16 protein-coding genes are annotated in these 18,659 nt (G+C 60.8%); 13 read left to right on the top strand and 3 right to left on the bottom strand.

All coding sequences use genetic code 11. From position 1 onward, the window contains the following. The first annotated feature begins 41 nt into the window (after positions 1-41). Positions 42-2,726 (top strand): EAL domain-containing protein, encoded by a 2,685-nt coding sequence (locus LQ231_RS16185; protein ID WP_230172196.1) that lies wholly within the window; start codon positions 42-44, stop codon positions 2,724-2,726. On the opposite strand, the gene LQ231_RS16190 is transcribed toward LQ231_RS16185, so the two are convergent. Further along, positions 2,727-3,368, bottom strand: a complete 642-nt coding sequence (locus LQ231_RS16190; protein WP_113141988.1) for an exopolysaccharide biosynthesis protein — start codon at positions 3,366-3,368, stop codon at positions 2,727-2,729. 178 nt (positions 3,369-3,546) lie between these two features. Here LQ231_RS16190 and LQ231_RS16195 point away from each other — a divergent pair, with 178 nt between their 5' ends. Beyond that, entirely contained in the window at positions 3,547-4,485 is a 939-nt protein-coding gene (locus LQ231_RS16195) for a DMT family transporter (RefSeq protein ID WP_230172198.1), read from the top strand. Here the strand turns inward: LQ231_RS16195 and LQ231_RS16200 are convergent, their stop codons facing one another. Further along, the gene (locus LQ231_RS16200; RefSeq protein WP_230172200.1) at positions 4,486-5,136 is read right to left on the bottom strand and encodes a TetR family transcriptional regulator C-terminal domain-containing protein; all 651 of its coding nucleotides are present in this window, start codon (positions 5,134-5,136) and stop codon (positions 4,486-4,488) included. It abuts the gene before it with no gap. A 288-nt stretch (positions 5,137-5,424) separates the two neighbouring features. On the opposite strand from LQ231_RS16200, the gene LQ231_RS16205 reads away from it, so the two are divergent. The 4 genes from LQ231_RS16205 to hydA are packed head-to-tail and all read left to right on the top strand — an operon-like array spanning position 5,425 to position 8,764. Next, on the top strand, positions 5,425-6,678 hold the full coding sequence (locus tag LQ231_RS16205; protein WP_113141991.1) for a Zn-dependent hydrolase: 1,254 nt from the start codon (positions 5,425-5,427) through the stop codon (positions 6,676-6,678). A 32-nt stretch (positions 6,679-6,710) separates the two neighbouring features. Further along, positions 6,711-6,941, top strand: coding sequence for an antitoxin MazE-like protein (locus LQ231_RS16210; RefSeq protein WP_113141992.1), 231 nt, complete (start codon positions 6,711-6,713; stop codon positions 6,939-6,941). Next, positions 6,938-7,270, top strand: coding sequence for a type II toxin-antitoxin system PemK/MazF family toxin (locus LQ231_RS16215; RefSeq protein WP_113141993.1), 333 nt, complete (start codon positions 6,938-6,940; stop codon positions 7,268-7,270). The genes LQ231_RS16210 and LQ231_RS16215 overlap by 4 nt, the downstream gene beginning before the upstream one ends. Before the next feature lie 36 nt (positions 7,271-7,306). Next, on the top strand, positions 7,307-8,764 hold the full coding sequence (hydA, locus tag LQ231_RS16220) for a dihydropyrimidinase (protein ID WP_230172201.1): 1,458 nt from the start codon (positions 7,307-7,309) through the stop codon (positions 8,762-8,764). Between the two features lie 329 nt (positions 8,765-9,093). On the opposite strand, the gene LQ231_RS16225 is transcribed toward hydA, so the two are convergent. Next, positions 9,094-9,507, bottom strand: coding sequence for a cupin domain-containing protein (locus tag LQ231_RS16225; protein ID WP_230172203.1), 414 nt, complete (start codon positions 9,505-9,507; stop codon positions 9,094-9,096). A 124-nt stretch (positions 9,508-9,631) separates the two neighbouring features. On the opposite strand from LQ231_RS16225, the gene LQ231_RS16230 reads away from it, so the two are divergent. From LQ231_RS16230 to LQ231_RS16260, 7 genes are all read left to right on the top strand, one after another. Then, a complete protein-coding gene (locus LQ231_RS16230) occupies positions 9,632-10,420 on the top strand; it encodes an ABC transporter ATP-binding protein (RefSeq protein ID WP_230172207.1) in 789 nt (262 codons plus the stop codon). Positions 10,421-10,690: 270 nt separating this feature from the next. Further along, on the top strand, positions 10,691-11,026 hold the full coding sequence (locus LQ231_RS16235; RefSeq protein WP_230172209.1) for a hypothetical protein: 336 nt from the start codon (positions 10,691-10,693) through the stop codon (positions 11,024-11,026). A gap of 2 nt (positions 11,027-11,028) precedes the next feature. Beyond that, positions 11,029-11,913 carry an ABC transporter permease gene (locus tag LQ231_RS16240; RefSeq protein ID WP_230172211.1) on the top strand — a complete coding sequence of 295 codons (885 nt, stop codon included), beginning with the start codon at positions 11,029-11,031 and terminating at the stop codon, positions 11,911-11,913. Positions 11,914-11,921: 8 nt separating this feature from the next. Further along, positions 11,922-12,788 (top strand): ABC transporter permease, encoded by an 867-nt coding sequence (locus LQ231_RS16245; protein ID WP_230173389.1) that lies wholly within the window; start codon positions 11,922-11,924, stop codon positions 12,786-12,788. A 32-nt stretch (positions 12,789-12,820) separates the two neighbouring features. Then, complete coding sequence (locus tag LQ231_RS16250) at positions 12,821-13,813, top strand: ABC transporter substrate-binding protein (RefSeq protein ID WP_230172213.1); 993 nt, start codon at positions 12,821-12,823, stop codon at positions 13,811-13,813. A 332-nt stretch (positions 13,814-14,145) separates the two neighbouring features. Next, positions 14,146-15,330 carry an efflux RND transporter periplasmic adaptor subunit gene (locus tag LQ231_RS16255; RefSeq protein ID WP_230172215.1) on the top strand — a complete coding sequence of 395 codons (1,185 nt, stop codon included), beginning with the start codon at positions 14,146-14,148 and terminating at the stop codon, positions 15,328-15,330. Positions 15,331-15,344: 14 nt separating this feature from the next. Continuing rightward, on the top strand, positions 15,345-18,644 hold the full coding sequence (locus LQ231_RS16260; protein ID WP_230172217.1) for an efflux RND transporter permease subunit: 3,300 nt from the start codon (positions 15,345-15,347) through the stop codon (positions 18,642-18,644). The last annotated feature ends 15 nt before the right edge of the window (positions 18,645-18,659 follow it).

Genomic DNA, 18,659 nt, shown 5'->3' on the forward strand with positions numbered 1-18,659 from the left:
AGCGGAAGTTGCTTTCCCGCGTTACAATGAGGCAACCAATCATGGTGGAACAGATCAGGGAAAAGGGTTGGGGAGCAGTCAATGCTGCTTTTCAATACTATGTTCCCGCCATCATTGTGACCGTCTCCGTGGCAATCGCCATGGTCTATGCGGACGGTCAGAAAGATCGATTGCACCAGGAAAATATGCGCAACCGCGTGGCCGAGGAACTGGGATTGATCAGGGCCAGGCTGGAAGGCGGAATCAATGCAAATATACAGCTGGTTCAGGGCCTTATCGCGGTTGTTGAAACGGAACCTAAGATCGACCAGGCACGCTTTTCCGCGCTGGCTGTCCGCCTCTTCGACACAGAGCACCAGTTGCGCCACATTGCCTTGGCCCCCGATCTTGTCGTTCGATTTGCCTACCCCTTGAGCGGCAATGAAAAAGCCATTGGCTTCGACTACCGCCAAAGTGACACGCAAAGGGAAGTTGCCCTGCGGGTTCGCGACACGGGAACGATGGCGGTCACGGGTCCCGTTGATCTTGTTCAGGGCGGACATGGGCTCATCGTTCGTTATCCCGTCGTTGTCCAGAATGGCAAAGGTGCGCGTAGTTTCTGGGGGCTGATGGCGGCAGTCATCGATATCGACAAGCTCTATGATTATGGCGGATTGAATTCGGAGGGCCTCGGCATCGAAGTCGCAATCGTCAGCACACGCAGTGGCACCGTCAGCAAACCGTTCTTCGGCAGCGCCAACGTGTTTCAGGACACCCCGGTGCTGATGCCGATCAACTTCGGCAACGAGAGTTGGGAGATCGCCGCACGGCCGAAGGGTGGATGGGAACAGCGCGCCTCCGACGAATGGACATTCCGTGCGCTGATGGCGCTTTTGGGCGTAATGATTGTCGCGCCGGTTGCCTGGGTTGCGCGCCTGTTGCGCGAGCGGCAGGCCAATATCGCGGTGCTGCGGCAACGCGAGAGCGAACTGAACGCGATCTCACACCGGCTCGACCTCGCCTTGACCGCCTCCGGCATCGGCATCTGGAACGTGGATCTGGATACGGGCGAACTCACCTGGGACAATCGCGTCCGTCAACTCTATGGACTTGGCGAACAACCGGAAAGTTCGCTGGAGACCTGGCATGGACTGCTCCACCCCGACGATGTCGAACTCGCTGAGCGAAACTTCAAGAAAGCGGTGCTGCGCGACACGGACTATGTCGCAGAATTCAGGATCATGCGCCCCGACGGCGAAATTCGTCATATCCGCACCTTTGGCACGCATTATCGTGACCGTGGAAACCGCAGGAAGATGGTGGGCGTGAATTGGGATGTCACCACCGATATCCTTCTGCAGCAGGATTTACGCCAAGCACAGCGCCAGACCGAACAGCAGAATGAAGCGCTGGAAACCGCCCGCCGGCACATGGAGCACAATTCCCTGCATGACGCCCTGACCGGATTGCCCAATCGCCGCTATCTCGATCAGCATATCGCTGCAATCGACAAGATCGAACACGGCGACAATCGTCTGACGGTCCTGCATATGGACCTCGATCGTTTCAAGGATATCAACGATACGCTTGGCCATGGCGCTGGCGATGCCATGCTCCGCCATGTTGCCGAAAGCCTGCGCAACAATGTGCGCGACGGCGATTTTGTCGCCCGCATCGGCGGCGACGAATTTGTCATCGTGTGCTTCAGCCCGCTAGGCGAGGAGCAGTATCTGGACATGGGGCGGCGCCTGATCGATGCCATCAACACACCGATCACCTATGACGGACATGAGTGCCGGGTCGGCGCCTCGATCGGCGTTGCCACAAAGACCGACAGGAACTCGGTGGTCGCGCAACTGCTGGTCAATGCCGACATCGCCCTTTACGAAGCCAAGCGCCGTGGACGCAATCGCGTCGAACGCTTCAGCGATCAGTTGCGCGCCCAGACAGTCAATACCAAGAAGACGGCGGATGCCATTCTGCGATCGCTGGCCGCAGAGGAGTTTGTCCCCTATTTCCAGCCGCAGTTCGATGCCCACACGCTAGACATCAACGGTGTCGAGGCCTTGGCTCGCTGGCAACACCCGCAGCGCGGCATCCTCGCGCCGAGCGCCTTTCTCGATATTGCCGAGAGCCTCAACGTCGTCTCGCAGATCGACGCGACCATCCTCGATCAGGCCTTGTTTCAACTCACCCGCTGGCGCGCCAACGAGCTCGGCGTTGAGCGCGTCTCCGTCAACATTTCGGCACAGCGCCTGTTTGAAGACACCTTGCTCGAACGGCTCGACACACTCACGTTGGAGCCCGGCAGCCTGTCGTTTGAATTGCTGGAATCGATATCCTTCGACGACAAGGGTGACGCGATCGCCCAGAGCATCGAGCGCATCCGCGCCTATGGCATCGATATCGAAATCGATGATTTCGGCACCGGCTACGCGTCGATCTTGAGCCTGGTCAAGCTCTCCCCGAGCCGACTGAAGATTGACCGTCAGTTGACCGCTCCGATCGTTACCAATGTGGCCCAGCGCCGCCTGATCAGCTCGATCGTCGACATTGGCCGGTCCCTGGGCATCGGCATCGTGGCCGAAGGCGTCGAGACCATGGAGCATGCCGCGATCTTGCGCGATCTCGGCTGCCATACACTGCAAGGGTATGCGCTGGCCCGGCCGATGAATGCCGAAGCGTTCATCGATTTTGCCCGGAAACACAAAGGCGAACGCGAGAACCTTTGGCTCAGCCGCGCCTGATCAGCCGCCGATCAGGTTGAGGCTCTGCCCGGCTGCATAAGCCGCATAGGCAAGACCGCCAAAATAGACGAGCGTCAACAGCGTCAGCAGATAGCCGCCAGCGACCACCAATCCATCCCGCTGCGAAATGCCCGCCGACAAAAGCAGAATAGCAACACCCGGCAATGTGTTGGAAAACGGGATGAAGCTTAGCGGCATCATCAAAAGCACGCCGGCGCCTGTCAGCGTCAGCCCGTTCAGCCGGTTCATCACGACACCGGTGGTCAGCAGCGAGGCGCGCGGTCGAATGAACCGGTCCATGCGGCGCAAGACATTGACGCCGCGCTCCAGCACAGGCACGAGTTTGCGACTTTCCAACCGGCGGTCGACCAGCTTTTCCGGCAGCCACGGCAAGCGATTGAATGTGATGGCGATCCCGATCAGCACAATGCCGGCACCAAACACGGTCGAAACGCCCGGGATGGAGACCGGAAAGAGGAATGGCAGCGACAACAACCCGCAGAGCAGCAGAAGGCCGCTTTCACCCATTTCCGACAGAATCTCGCGCAAGGTCACATGCTCGCCGCGAATGGAATCGATCACTCCTTGCAGCACATCGCTGGTTTTGCGGTTGGTGTCGCTGAAGCCGATCGTCGTTGTCATGGCATCCACTTTCGATTAACTGGCGGGGCTTGGCGAGACTAAAGGAGCGTATGGCTCCGGTTAAACGCCCTGTCGCACATGAATGAGATTGACAGTCCGGTCAAGTCTTCGCCTACGGGACGAACGCGGCTGGACCGAGGCGAAAACGCTTTCGCCGAGCATGCCCGCAGGAATTGAAATGTCTGAAAACGCCGTCGAAAACGCCTCCCCGAACAAACATTCCATTCATGCCAAAGGTCGCGAAAAGCTGCTCGCCCATGCCGGAATGATGCTTTTTGCGGCTTTGATTGCCGGCTCCTTCTCCTTCGGCGGCATAGCGGCGCAATCCATGGATGCCGGCCCACTCACCCTTTGGCGCTACCTGCTCACCGTGATCGTCATGGGCATCATGGCCTTCGGCATCTTCAAGGCACCCTTCCAGTTTCCGAAGGAGCCCTGGCGTTTCGTCATTCTCGGTGGCCTGATCGCCATCTACATGCTGACCATGTTCACGGCCCTGGAATTCACCAGCCCGGTCCAGACCGGCGCCGTCTTTACGCTGATGCCACTGATCAGCGCCGGTTTCGCCCTGTTTCTCCTGCGCCAGCCGACAAGGCCGGGCGTGCTGGCCGCCCTGATCATCGCGGCACTCGGCGCAATCTGGGTCATCTTTCGCGCCGATGTCAGCGCCATGCTGGCATTTGACGTGGGGCGCGGCGAACTGATCTTTTTCGTCGGCGTCATCGGGCATGCCGCCTATGTGCCGCTGATCCGCAAATTCGGCCGCGGCGAACACCCGGTCGCCTTCGGTTTTTGGGTAACGGTCTTCACGGTTCCATGGCTTCTGCCGACCGGCGCCCTGCCGCTGATCAAGACGGACTTCTCCGCTCTGCCGTTGAGCGTATGGGCCACCGTTGCCTATCTATCGGTCGTCACCACCGCCTTCACCTTCATGCTGCTGCAATATGCATCGACGCGGCTGCCGGCGGCCAAAGTCCTTGGCTACGGCTATCTGACACCGACCGGCGTCATCGTTCTGGAAGGATTGATCGGCCATGGCTGGGCGAGCCCAGCCGTCTTCGCCGGCGCATTGGTAACGGCCGGCGGCCTCTTGGTAATGGGATTGCTGAAAGACTGATCAGGTCTTTTTGTCGCCGACGATGAGACCACTGACGAACAGCGTCTCCAGGAACTGCGCCGCCGCCTCGAAACGATCGACACCGTCGTGTCCGCGACCCAGCACCGCCTTCACCTGAACATCGAAATCAGCATAGTGTTGCGTGGTCGACCAGATCGAGAAGATCATGTGATAGGGATCGCAGTCTCGCACCTTGCCGGCCGTGATCCAGGCCCGGATTACCTCGGCCTTCTCATCGACGAGAGACTTGAGCGGCCCCTCCAGAACACCTTCGATATGCGGCGCGCCCTGCAGGATCTCGTTGGCGAACAATCGGCTTTCGCGGGGAAAATCGCGCGCCATTTCCAGCTTGCGGCGGATATATGAGCGGATCTCCTCCTCCGGATCGCCCTCCGCGTCAAAGGCCTGCAACGGCTCCAACCAGTTTTCCAGCACCCGATCGATCAACGCCCGATGCATCGTGTCCTTGGTGCGGAAATAGTAGAGCAGGTTCGGTTTCGACATGCCGGCAACTTCGGCGATCTGGTCGATCGTCGAGCCATGAAAGCCACGCTGGGAAAAGACTTCGAGCGCCGCCTCGAGGATAAGCTCCTCTTTCTCTTCCTGTATGCGCGTCCGCCTCTGGGTCTGTGCCGCTCTCGGTATCGCCATCTTTTAGGTGTTCCCGCCTAACATCTTGAAGTCATTCGACAATATTGACGCACATTTTCTGTGCAACTGCCCGGATTTTTGTCGCAAATTTTTCCGATTTTCGTCTTGAGTGCCGCGATGGAAGCTGTAATGTTTTACCAGTCGGTCAAATTATTGGACAGATTCCAAGTAAAGGCAACTGCTGATACGACAGCGTTAAAAACAAAGAACAATCGCAGTCGTTGACCGGGGGAACAATGAAGTCGGGCGTAAGATCCGGCTTCGCATAAACAGGTGAGGACTTAGATCATGACGGCTCAACCCGGCGCAAACCTGCGCGTCAACGGCGACCGCTTGTGGGACATGCTGATGGACATGGCGAAGATCGGCCCCGGCGTTGCCGGCGGCAATAACCGCCAGACGCTGACGGATGACGATGCCACCGGCCGCTCCCTGTTCCAGACATGGTGCGAAGCCGCCGGCCTTTCCATGGGCGTCGACAAGATGGGCACGATGTTCGCCACCCGCCCCGGCACCGATCCCGCTGCCCTGCCCGTTTATGTCGGCTCCCATCTCGACACCCAGCCGACCGGCGGCAAATATGATGGCGTTCTCGGCGTGCTGGCAGCCCTTGAGGCCGTCCGCACGATGAATGACCTGGGCATCCAGACCAAGCACCCCATCGTGGTCACCAATTGGGCCAATGAAGAAGGCGCCCGCTTCGCCCCAGCCATGCTGGCCTCCGGCGTCTTTGCCGGCGTGCATACGTTGGACTACGCCTATGGGCGCCGCGATCCCGACGGAAAGACCTATGGCGACGAGTTGAAGCGCATCGGCTGGCTCGGCGATGAAGAGGTCGGTGCGCGCAAGATGCACGCCTATTTCGAATATCATATCGAGCAGGGCCCAATCCTCGAAGCCGAAGACAAGCAGATCGGTGTCGTGACCCACTGCCAGGGCCTGTGGTGGCTGGAATTCACCCTCACCGGTCGCGAGGCCCATACCGGCTCGACCCCGATGAACCTGCGCGTCAATGCCGGCCTTGCCATGGCCCGCATCATGGAAATGGTACAGACGGTGGCGATGAGCGAGCAGCCCGGCGCCGTCGGAGGCGTCGGCCAGGTCAAGTTCTCGCCGAATTCGCGCAATGTGCTGCCCGGCACGGTGATCTTCACCGTCGACATCCGCACTCCGAGCCAGGAAAAGCTGGATCGCATGCGTGCCAGGATCGAGGCGGAGGCAGCGACAATCTGCGAAACGCTCGGCGTCGGCTGCTCCGTCGAAGCGGTCGGCCATTTCGATCCCGTCACCTTCGATCAAAAACTGGTCGCCTCCGTGCGCAAGGCGGCTGAAGATCTCGGCTACAGCCACATGAACATCATCTCCGGCGCCGGCCACGACGCCTGCTGGGCCGCCAAGGTCGCGCCCGCCACGATGATCATGTGCCCCTGCGTCGGCGGCCTGAGCCACAACGAGGCGGAAGAGATCTCCAAGGACTGGGCCACGGCAGGAGCCGACGTGCTGCTGCGAGCGGTGCTGGAGACGGCGGAGATTGTGGGGTAGCATAATCGCCTGAACCGCCCGGAGGATTACCAATGACACTGCCGAGAGAAATTTCCGCCGAAGAGCGGGCCGAGTTTCAGGCCAAGGGATTCCAGCGGTTCGAACTTTGGCTGCCGGATCTCCGAAACCCTTCCATGCGAGAACAGGCGATTGCCGAGGCGAACCGAATTGCGTTCGCTGATGAAGAAGACAACGTGATGGAGTGGATCGACAGTCTTCAAAAGGACATTTGGGACCACGAAGACGGAGAAGACGCTCAATGAAGCGTGGCGATGTCGTCACCGTGGTCCTTTCGAGCGATCTCGGAAAGCCTCGACCGGCCGTTATCGTGCAAACGGATTCGATGACCGCTTCGCAGTTGAAGACCGTGCTCCTCTGCCCCATCACCAGCTTCAGTTCCGAGCCCAGCATCTTTCGGGTGCCGGTGGAGCCGACATCCACAAACGGGCTGAAGCTTCAATCGGAAATCATGGTCGACAAGATCAGCCCGGCCAGCAGACAAAAGATCGGGGATATCATTGGGTACTTGGATGACATGACAATGCGCCGACTGGAGCGCTCCATGGCTCTTGCCTTGGGCTTCGCTGGATGAGTGCACACTGAACTTGATACAACGGGGAGAGACTATATGAGCAGCACAGTCATCAAGAACGGCACCATCGTCACCGCCGATCTCACCTACAAAGCCGACGTCAAGATCGACGGCGGCGTCATCGTTGAAATAGGCCCTAACCTCTCCGGCGACGAAACCCTTGATGCCACCGGCTGTTACGTCATGCCGGGCGGCATCGATCCGCATGTGCATCTCGAAATGCCGTTCATGGGCACCTACTCTGCCGACGACTTCGAAAGCGGCACCCGCGCCGGTCTTGCCGGCGGCACCACCATGGTCGTCGATTTCTGTCTTCCGGCGCCGGACCAGTCGTTGCTGGAAGCCTTGCAGATGTGGGACAACAAGACGTCGCGGGCCAATGCCGACTATTCCTTCCACATGGCGATCACCGGCTGGAACGAACGCATCTTCGACGAGATGAAGACGGTGGTGCAAGACAAGGGCATCAACACCTTCAAGCACTTCATGGCCTATAAGGGCGCGCTGATGGTCAACGACGACGAGATGTTCGCCTCGTTTTCGCGCTGCGCCGAGCTCGGCGCCCTACCGCTCGTCCACGCCGAAAATGGCGACGTCGTTGCCGCCATGACCGCCAAGCTGATGGCCGAGGGCAATACCGGCCCAGAAGCCCATGCCTATTCCCGTCCGCCTGAAGTCGAGGGTGAAGCGACCAACCGCGCCATCATGCTCGCCGACATGGCCGGCGTTCCCCTCTATGTCGTGCACACATCCTGCGAACAGGCGCATGAAGCCATCCGCCGCGCCCGCCAGAAGGGCATGCGCGTCTATGGCGAGCCGCTGATCCAGCACCTGACGCTCGACGAGAGCGAATATTTCAACAAGGACTGGGACCACGCCGCCCGCCGCGTCATGTCGCCCCCCTTCCGCAACAAGCAGCACCAGGATTCCCTCTGGGCCGGCCTGCAGTCGGGTTCGCTCTCGGTCGTCGCCACCGACCATTGCGCCTTCACCACCGAGCAGAAACGCTTCGGTCTGGAGAGCTTCGCCAAGATCCCGAACGGCACCGGCGGGCTCGAAGACCGCATGCCGATGCTCTGGACCTATGGTGTGGCGACCGGCCGCCTGACGATGAACGAATTCGTCGCCGTCACCTCGACCAACATCGCCAAGATCCTCAACGTCTATCCGAAGAAGGGCGCGATCCTGGTCGGCGCTGACGCCGATATCGTTGTCTGGGATCCGAAGCGTTCAAAGACGATTTCGGCAAAGACCCAGCAGTCTTCGATCGACTACAACGTCTTCGAGGGCAAGCAGGTCACCGGCCTGCCGCGCTACACGCTGACCCGTGGTTATGTGGCGATCGAGGACGGCACAGTGAAGACGCGCGAGGGCCATGGCCAGTTCGTCAAACGCGAGCCATTTACGGCGGTCAACAAGGCGCTGTCGACTTGGAAAGACCTGGTGGCGCCGCGCAAGGTGGAACGGTCAGGTATTCCGGCAACGGGGGTCTGATAGAACCGATGTCGCTGGCGCGCGGTGTTACCCCCCTCTGCCCTGCCGGGCATCTCCCCCACACGGAGGGAGATCGGGTGCGGCTGGGCAGTCGTCAAATCTCGTCTGTTGATTTTGACTGTTATCGAAAGTCGGACAGATCCTCTCAAAGTGTTGTCAACACGGCAAAAACCGCGCGTGGTCCGATCTCCCCCCGTGTGGGGGAGATGTCCGACAGGACAGAGGGGGGTACCCCGCGCGCCGACTTCAGCGGCAAATCCTGCCCAAAACAGAATCCCTCTCATCCGGCGCTACGCGCCACCTTCTCCCTCCTCAGGAGAAGCAGAGCCTCACACCTCGACCAGCCCATCCAGTTCCGGCAGCAACACGACGCTTTCCTGCTCGTTCGGATCGGTGCGTGCGATGATCGCCGTGCACGGCGCGTTGGACAGGTTGGCCGGCAGGTGCGGCACGCCGGCCGGAATGTAGAACAGCTCGCCCGCGTGAACGACGACATGGTTTTCCAGCCGCTCGCCGTACCAGGTATGGGCCTGGCCGGAGAGCATGTAGATCGCCGTCTCGTGGCTCTCGTGCAGATGCGCCTTGGCCCGCGCCCCGGGCGGCATGGTCAGGACATGCATGCAGATCCCCTTCGCGCCGACCGTCTCGGCCGCAATGCCTTCGAAATAACTCAAGCCCTGCTTGCCTTCATAGGTATGGCCGGGCTTCACAAGGCGACAGGTGGGCTTTGATGACGTGTCCATGCTCTGCTCCTCATCCATCCCGCGACTGGGTCGCGATCCCGTTTTCGCCGTCTCCGGGCGGCATTATCATGACAGCATGCAAGAGCCTTCCAGCCTTTGCAAGAAACCCGATTGGTCCCCACGCATGAATGCTCCTATCTCCGTCGTTTCAGCCAGGGACCTCAGTCTCACCTTCGAGACCAATGACGGCTCCGTGCATGCACTGTCCAATGTCAATCTCGAGGTGAACAAGGGCGACTTCGTCTCCTTCATCGGCCCTTCCGGTTGCGGCAAGACGACGTTCCTGCGCGTCATCGCCGACCTCGAAAAACACACGGGCGGCGAGATCACGGTCAATGGAATGACGCCGGAAGAGGCCCGCAAGGCGCGCTCCTACGGCTATGTCTTCCAGGCCGCCGCCCTCTATCCCTGGCGCACCATCGAAAAGAACATTGCCCTGCCGCTCGAAATCATGGGCTACAGTACCGAGGAGAAGAAGAAGCGCATCGCGCAGACGCTGGACCTCGTCAATCTCGGAGGCTTTGCCAAGAAATACCCCTGGCAGCTCTCCGGCGGCATGCAGCAACGCGCCTCGATCGCCCGCGCGCTCGCCTTCGATGCCGACCTGCTCTTGATGGACGAACCCTTCGGCGCACTGGACGAAATCGTCCGCGATCACCTCAATTCCGAACTGCTGAAGCTCTGGGAGCGCACCAACAAGACGATCTGCTTCGTCACCCATTCGATCCCGGAAGCCGTCTATCTCTCGACCAAGATCGTCGTCATGAGCCCGAGGCCAGGCCGGGTCACCGACATCATCGAGTCGACATTGCCGAAGGAGCGGCCACTGGAAATCCGCGAAACCCCGGAGTTCCTGGAAATCGCCCAGCGCGTCCGGGAAGGCCTGAAGGCGGGGCATAGTTATGAGGAATAGGTCGTTGGCCTTCGCTCTTTGGGACACCCCCCTCTGTCACTCCGTGACATCTCCCCCACAAGGGGGGAGATCGGTCGCCCACGTCTCGCAGAGGAAATACGCCATTCAAGTTCAGACCATAGGCCCAACCCAGCTTAGCCTCGAACCACTTTCGAATGGGGCGAGCGGCATCCGCACGTCAATCTCTCCCCTTGTGGGGGAGATGCCCGGCAGGGCAGAGGGGGGTACCGCTCCCGCCAAAATGAACTTGACGACCGAGGAGCCCGCCCCATGAACCCCGCCTTCCTCATCTGGCTAGGCGCAGCCATGGCGACATTCCTCGCGGCCGCCACCGTGTCGCGCGCCTATGTCGCGAACAACAATCTCTGGGTCCTCGTCGCTTCCCTCGCCCTCTATTGCATCGGCAACCTGATGATGGTGAAGCTAATGCGCGAGGGTGGTCTCGGCATGGCGATCTCGGCCTCGGCCATTGCCCAGTTGGTGCTGATCAACGTCATCGCCTTCTTCCTGTTCGGCGAACGGCTGAGCGCCATCCAGATGGCCGGTGTCGCCCTTGGCGTCGTGTCCATGGCACTGATGCTCTATCCGGCCAAGGGAGGTGTGTGACCATGCAGTCGGCTTCTCTTTTCCGCGACCGCATCCTGCCGGTTATCACCGTGCTGTTGGCGATCCTGGTGATCTGGCATGTCATGGTCGTCTACTTGAACGCCCCCTTCGTCCGCGACCAGGCCGCACGCGCCGGCGAGACCGTTACCTTCGGTCAGATCGTCGAGCGCACGTTTGCCCAGGACCGCCCGGTCCTGCCGGCGCCGCACCAGATCATCGCCGAGCTCTGGGACACGGTGATCAACAAGGCCGTCACGTCCAAGCGCAGCCTCGTCTATCATGCCTGGATCACGCTTTCGGCCACCCTTGCCGGCTTCGGCATGGGCACCGTGCTCGGCATCGTGCTTGCCATCGCCATCGTGCACAACCGCGCCATGGACCGCTCGCTGATGCCCTGGGTGATTGCCTCGCAGACCATCCCGATCTTGGCCGTCGCGCCGATGATCATCGTCGTGCTCAATTCGATCGGCGTGTCGGGTCTGATGCCGAAGGCGCTGATCTCGACCTACCTGTCCTTCTTCCCGATCGTCGTCGGCATGGTGAAAGGTCTGCGCAGTCCGGATACGCAATTGCTCGACCTGATGCACACCTATCATGCCAGCCCCAGCCAGACCTTCTGGAAGCTGCGCTGGCCGGCCTCCATGCCATATCTCTTCACCTCGCTGAAAGTCGCCATCGCCATCTCGCTGGTCGGCGCGATCGTCGGTGAACTGCCGACCGGCGCCGTCGCCGGTCTCGGTGCGCGCCTGCTGTCGGGCTCCTATTATGGCCAGACGATCCAGATCTGGGCGGCTCTGTTCATGGCCGCCGGACTGGCCGCCCTGCTGGTCTCGATCGTCGGACTTGCCCATACACGGGTCCTGAAGCGTATGGGGGTCAAACCATGAATCAGGCCATGACCGGTTATCTCGTCTTCGCCATTGCGTTCTGGCTCGGTGCCTGGGCGCTCAACGAATGGTTGGTGCGCCAGCACCCGAAAAACCCGACAACGCGCCGTGTGATCGGTATCGCCGTGCCGGTCATTTTCGGCATCACCCTGCTGGTGATCTGGGAATGCGTCGTCCGGGGTTTCGCCATTCCTTCGATCCTGCTGCCGGCACCCTCGATGATCTGGGCCCGCATCATCAGTTCGACCCCGATCCTCTGGGCCGATTTCCGCCAGACCTTCCTCAAATCCGTCATAACCGGCTACATTGCCGGCTGCGGCCTCGGCTTTATCGTGGCCCTTTTGATCGATCGATCGCCCTTCCTGCAGAAGGGCCTGCTGCCGATCGGCAACTTCGTCTCGGCCCTTCCCGTCGTCGGCATCGCCCCGATCATGGTCATGTGGTTCGGCTTCGACTGGCCCTCCAAGGTCGCCGTTGTCGTGATCATGACCTTCTTTCCGATGCTGGTGAATACCGTGCAGGGACTGTCCGCGGCGAGCCACATGGAGCGCGACCTGATGCGCACCTATGCCGCCAACTGGTGGCAGACGCTGATCCGGTTGCGCCTGCCCGCAGCATGGCCTTTCATCTTCAATGCCTTGAAGATCAATTCGACGCTGGCGCTGATCGGCGCCATCGTGGCAGAGTTTTTCGGCACCCCGATCGTCGGCATGGGGTTCCGGATTTCCACGGAAGTGGGGCGTAGCAATGTCGACATGGTCTGGGCCGAGATTGCGGTTGCCGCACTCGCCGGCTCGATCTTCTACGGCTTGGTGGCACTGGCAGAACGCTGGGTCACCTTCTGGCATCCGTCCGTCCGTGGTGGCCGGGCGTAAAACAAGACCTAACAAAAAAAGAGGGAACTGAAATGACGATCAAACTTGCATCCATGCTGCTGGCTGCCGCCGTCTCGCTGACGGCCATGCAGGCGGCTGCCGCAGACAAGGTAACGCTGCAGTTGAAATGGGTCACCCAGGCCCAGTTCGCCGGCTACTATGTCGCCAAGGACAAGGGCTTCTTCGAAGAGGAAGGCCTCGACGTCGAAATCAAGCCGGGCGGCCCGGACATCGCGCCGCCGCAGGTTCTGGCCGGCGGCGGTGCCGATGTCATCGTCGACTGGATGCCGTCTGCTCTTGCAACCCGCGAAAAGGGCGTGGCCCTGGTCAATATCGCCCAGCCATTCAAGTCCTCGGGCATGATGCTGACCTGCCTCAAGGAAACCGGCATCACCAAGCCGGAAGACTTCAAGGGCAAGACGCTCGGCGTCTGGTTCTTCGGCAACGAATATCCCTTCCTGTCCTGGATGGGCACGCTCGGCATCAAGACCGACGGCTCGGAAGGCGGCGTGACCGTCCTCAAGCAGGGCTTCAATGTCGACCCGCTGCTGCAGAAGCAGGCCGCCTGCATCTCCACCATGACCTATAACGAATACTGGCAGGTCATCGACGCCGGCATCAAGGCGGAAGACCTCGTCACCTTCAAGTATGAAGACGAAGGCGTGGCAACGCTCGAAGACGGTCTCTACGTACTCGAAGACAAGCTGGCAGACCCGGCCTTCAAGGAAAAGATGGTCAAGTTCGTCCGCGCTTCGATGAAGGGCTGGAAATATGCCGAAGCGAACCCGGATGAAGCGGCTGAAATCGTTCTCGAAAACGATGCATCCGGTGCGCAGACCGAACTCCACCAGAAGCGCATGATGGGCGAAGTCGCCAAGTTGACGGCGGGTTCAAATGGCGCGCTCGACAAGGCCGCCTATGATCGCACCGTCAAGACCCTGCTCGGTGGTGGCTCCGATCCGGTCATCACCAAGGAGCCGACCGGCGCCTTCACCACTGAGATCACCGACGCCGCCCTGAAGTAGTCTCGAATATCCCTTGAAAAGCACGGGGCTTCGGCCCCGTGCAACCCCAAATACATAAGTATTACATACAGTTCGCAACCGCTTAAGCTGGCAAATCGGCAACACAAGGTTGCCTTGTCGACTTTTCGGCCGCGTTCGGCGATGAATATCGCTGGACAAGCCTTGCAGGTGGTTTTTCCATCCCCACCTGTTGCCACGCAGCATTTTGAGGCATGATAAAGCTCTGCAGAGCCGCGGCGGCGCAAAAATGCCATCTCGCACCGGCAGTGAGCCGTTTGTGCACGAGCTGCGTAATGTGAGCTAAATCTGCGATTTTTTTCTGGAAGGTAGCCATGCTGCGAAATACGAGCGCCACGTCAATTCTGTTGGCCGCCACTCTCACCTTCACCGGTTCTGTTGCCATTGCGCAGGAGGCCGCGGCGCCCGTTGCTGCTCCGAACCTGCCGGCGATCGTCGTGACTACCGCCACGGCTCGTGCACTCACGGATCGGATCGTCGCCACCGGCACGGTCAAGGCCGAGGAGGAAGTCTATGTCCAGCCCCAGGTCGAAGGTCTTTTGACCAAATCGCTCGAAGCCGATGTCGGCGATACCGTTGCCAAGGATGCCGTGGTCGCGCGGCTGAACGATGACAGCCTGCTGCTGGAAAAGAGCCAGCTGATTGCCAACAAGGCGAAGGCTGAAGCAGGGCTTGCGCAATACCGCGCCCAGTTGATCGAGGCAGAGGCGAGCGCCAAGGATGCGCAACGCCAATTCGAACGTGCGACCCGCCTGAGCAAGACAGGGACCGTTGCCACCTCGCAACTGGAACAGGCCGAAACGACGTTGGCCAGTGCCACCGCCAAAGCCGAAACGGCGCGCCAGGCAATCACGGTCGCGCAGGCAGACGTCACCGTGGTCGAGAGCCAGATCAACGACATCGACCTGAAGCTTGCCCGCACGGACGTCAAATCGCCGGTCGCCGGCACCGTTGCCGCACGCAATGCCCGCGTCGGCGCGATTGCCAGCGGTGCAGGCGAACCGCTCTTTACCGTCATCCGCGACGGTCAGATCGAATTGATCGCCGATGTCTCCGAAAACGAGATCCTCCGCCTGAAGCCAGGCCAGAAGGCCGCACTCACCGTAGCCGGCAGCGCTCAGAAGCTCTCGGGCTCGGTCCGCCTGGTGTCGCCTGTCGTCGATGCCCAGACCCGTCTGGGCTCCGTTCATATCGCCATCGATGACGATAGTGCCGCCCGCGCCGGCATGTATGGTACGGCAGATATCGTGATCAATGAGGCAGAGGGCATCGCCCTGCCACTTTCCGCGATTACGACGGCCAAGGGTGAAACCACCACACGCATTGTCGAGGATGGCATCGTCAAGCTGGTCAAGATCGAGACCGGCATTCAGGACGGCGCCTATATCCAGGTGGTCAAGGGATTGAAGGAAGGCGACCGCGTCGTTGCCAAGGCCGGCGCGTTCGTGCGCGACGGCGACCGCATCAAGCCGGTCGATGACAGCACCGTTTCCAACTGAGAGGCACGCAGGCTATGAACTTTTCCGCCTGGTCCATCCGAAATCCGATTGCGCCGATCCTGGCCTTCTTCCTGTTGATGGTGGTGGGCATCCAGTCCTTCATCGCCCTGCCGATCACGCGCTTCCCCAATATCGACGTGCCATTGGTGGCAATCACCGTCACCCAGAGCGGCGCCTCCCCGTCTGAGCTGGAAACCCAGGTCACTAAGGAAGTCGAAGACGCGGTGGCGTCGATCACCGGCGTCGACGAATTGAGCTCGACCGTCACCGACGGCCAGTCCCAGACATTGGTCATGTTCCGTATGGAAGTGCCGACCGAGCAGGCGGTGCAGGACGTCAAGGATGCGATCGACCAGATCCGCGGCGACCTTCCGGCAACGGTGGACGAGCCGATCGTCACCAAGATCGACGTCGAAGGCCAGGCGATCCAGAGCTTCGCGGTCTCCGCCCCGAACATGAACATCGAGGAAATCTCGTGGTTCGTCGATGATACGATCAAGCGCGCGCTGCAGGGCCAGCCCGGCATCGGCCGGGTCGACCGCTATGGTGGCGCCGACCGTGAAATCCGCATCGAGCTCGACCCCAACCGCCTCAACGCGCTTGGCGTGACCGCCGCCGATATCAGCACCCAGTTGCGCGGCACCAATGTTGATCTCGGCTCCGGTCGCGGTCAGGTCGCCGGCGCCGAACAGTCGATCCGCACGCTTGGCGACAGCCGCGATGTTGCAAGTCTGCAAAACACCACGATTGCGCTCAGCAATGGCCGCTTCGTCAAGCTGTCCGATCTCGGCACCATCAAGGACACCTACGAGGAACAGAAATCGTTTGCCCGCTTCGATGGCAAACCCGTCGTCACCTTCGCCGTCTTCCGTGCCAAGGGCGCCAGCGAAGTGACCGTCGCCGAGACCGTCGCCGAAAGCCTCGCCAAGGTACGGGCGGAGAATCCCGACGTGGCGATCGAGATGATCGACGATTCCGTCTACTTCACCTATGGCAATTACGAAGCGGCGATGCACACGCTGATCGAAGGCGCGATCCTCGCCGTCATCGTCGTGTTCATCTTCCTGCGCAACTGGCGTGCCACGCTGATTTCCGCCATCGCCCTGCCGCTGTCTGCGATCCCGACCTTCTGGATCATGGACATGATGGGCTTCTCGCTGAACCTCGTCAGCTTCCTCGCGCTCACGCTGGCGACCGGCATTCTGGTCGACGATGCGATCGTCGAGGTGGAAAACATCGCCCGGCATATCAAGATGGGCAAGACACCCTACCGGGCAGCGATCGAGGCGGCGGACGAGATCGGCTTGGCCGTCATCGCCACCACCTTCACCATCATCGCCGTCTTCGTGCCGGTTTCCTTCATGCCGGGCATTCCGGGCCAGTATTTCATCCAGTTCGGCCTGACGGTTGCCTTCTCGGTCTTCTTCTCGCTGATGGTAGCGCGCCTTATTACCCCGCTGATGGCCGCCTATCTGATGCGTGCCGAAGACGCGATGGATGACCATGTCGACAATGACAGCACCTTCATGAAGGGATATACGCGTGTCGTCCGGCTGACCACCAGCCATTGGTACAGCCGTTATCTTACGCTGGCCGCAGCCATTGCCTTCCTGATCGGCTCGCTGATGCTGCTCGCCCAGGTTCCGGGCAGCTTCCTGCCGCCGGAAGACGCCGGCCGTATCGTCATTTCCGTCGAACTGCCGCCCAATGCGACTTTGGCGGAGACCGAGCGCAAGACCGACCAGATCCATGCCGCGCTTCAGGATGTTCGTGACGTCTCCAGCATCTTTGTCCTTGGCGGCGCCTCGCCCAAGGGCGATATGGAACTGCGCCGCGCCAGCATCACCCTGAATCTCGACCACATCGAGCATTCTCTGGTCAAGACACTCGTCAACAAGGGTCTGGGCGGCCTGCCGTTGATCGGCCAGTTCATGCCGAAGATGGAAGTCCATGGCCGCCTGCGTCCGCAATGGGAAATCGAGGAAGAGGTTTTCGCCAAGCTCGCGCCGATTGCCGATATCCGCGTCCTCAAGCTCAATGACCGTGGCGAGCGCGACATCGCCTTCAACTTCCTCTCCAAGAACGAGGAGGAACTGAACGAGGCCGTCGCCATTCTCGAGGCCAAGCTGCGCACTTTGCCGGAACTGGCCAATGCCAGCGCCGAAGGCGCCCTGCCCCGCCCCGAACTGCAGATCCGGCCCCGCTCGGACGAGGCGGCCCGTCTCGGCATCACCGCCGAGCAGATCGCCCAGACCGTGCGTGTCGCAACCATCGGCGACATCGATTCGGCCTTGCCGAAGATCGCCCTCGACAACCGCCTGATCCCGATCCGGGTCCAGGCCTCGCTCGATCTGCGAACCGATCTTGCCGCAATCCGCGCCCTGAAAATCCGCACAGCGACCGGCCAGGCCGTGCCGCTGTCGAGCGTCGCCGATATCGAATATTCGGAAGGCGTCTCGTCGATCAAGCGCAACGATCGCAACCGCGTCGTCACGATCGGCGCCGGCCTGCCGCAAGGCGTTGCCCTCGACACGGCGACAGCCGCTTTCCGCAATGCCGTCGAAAATGCCAACCTGCCCGCCTCGGTCAGGCTCGCCGAGAGCGGTGACGCCAAGATCCAGGCGGAGATGCAGCAGAGCTTCCTCAATGCCATGCTGCTCGGCGTACTGTTGGTGCTGACCGTGCTCATCCTGCTGTTCAAGGATGTGATCCAGCCGTTCACCATCCTGTTCTCGCTGCCGCTTGCCATTGGCGGCGTCGCGGTCGGCCTGATCGTCACCAACAATGCGCTGTCGATGCCGGTCCTGATCGGCATCCTGATGCTGATGGGCATCGTGACGAAAAACGCAATCCTGCTCGTCGATTTCGCCATCGAGATGCGCCATCGCGGCATGGACCGCCTCGAGGCCATGGTGGAAGCGGGCCGCAAGCGCGCGCGCCCGATCATCATGACCTCCATCGCCATGTCGGCCGGCATGCTGCCGTCTGCGCTCGGCGTTGGCGAAGGCGGTTCGTTCCGGGCCCCGATGGCGATTGCGGTGATCGGCGGCATCATCGTCTCGACGGTGCTCAGCCTCGTCGTGGTCCCGGCATTCTTCCTGATCCTCGACGACCTGTCGCGGCTGCTCAGCAGGATTTTCAGCCGTCTGGTCGGCAAGAAGGAACAGGAGGTCGAACCGCTAAGCTCGGAACACCTGACGATCGCCGTTGCCGAACTCTATGACAGGGTCGCAGCCGTTGAGCGCGAACGTCCCGGCAGCCGACGCAGCGAGAGCAACAATGTCGTGACCCTGCCGCCGCTCGCAGCGGAATGATCGCGAAGTCATGAT

It is taken from the genome of Rhizobium sp. CECT 9324 (assembly GCF_918741265.1).
GTDB lineage: Bacteria > Pseudomonadota > Alphaproteobacteria > Rhizobiales > Rhizobiaceae > Allorhizobium.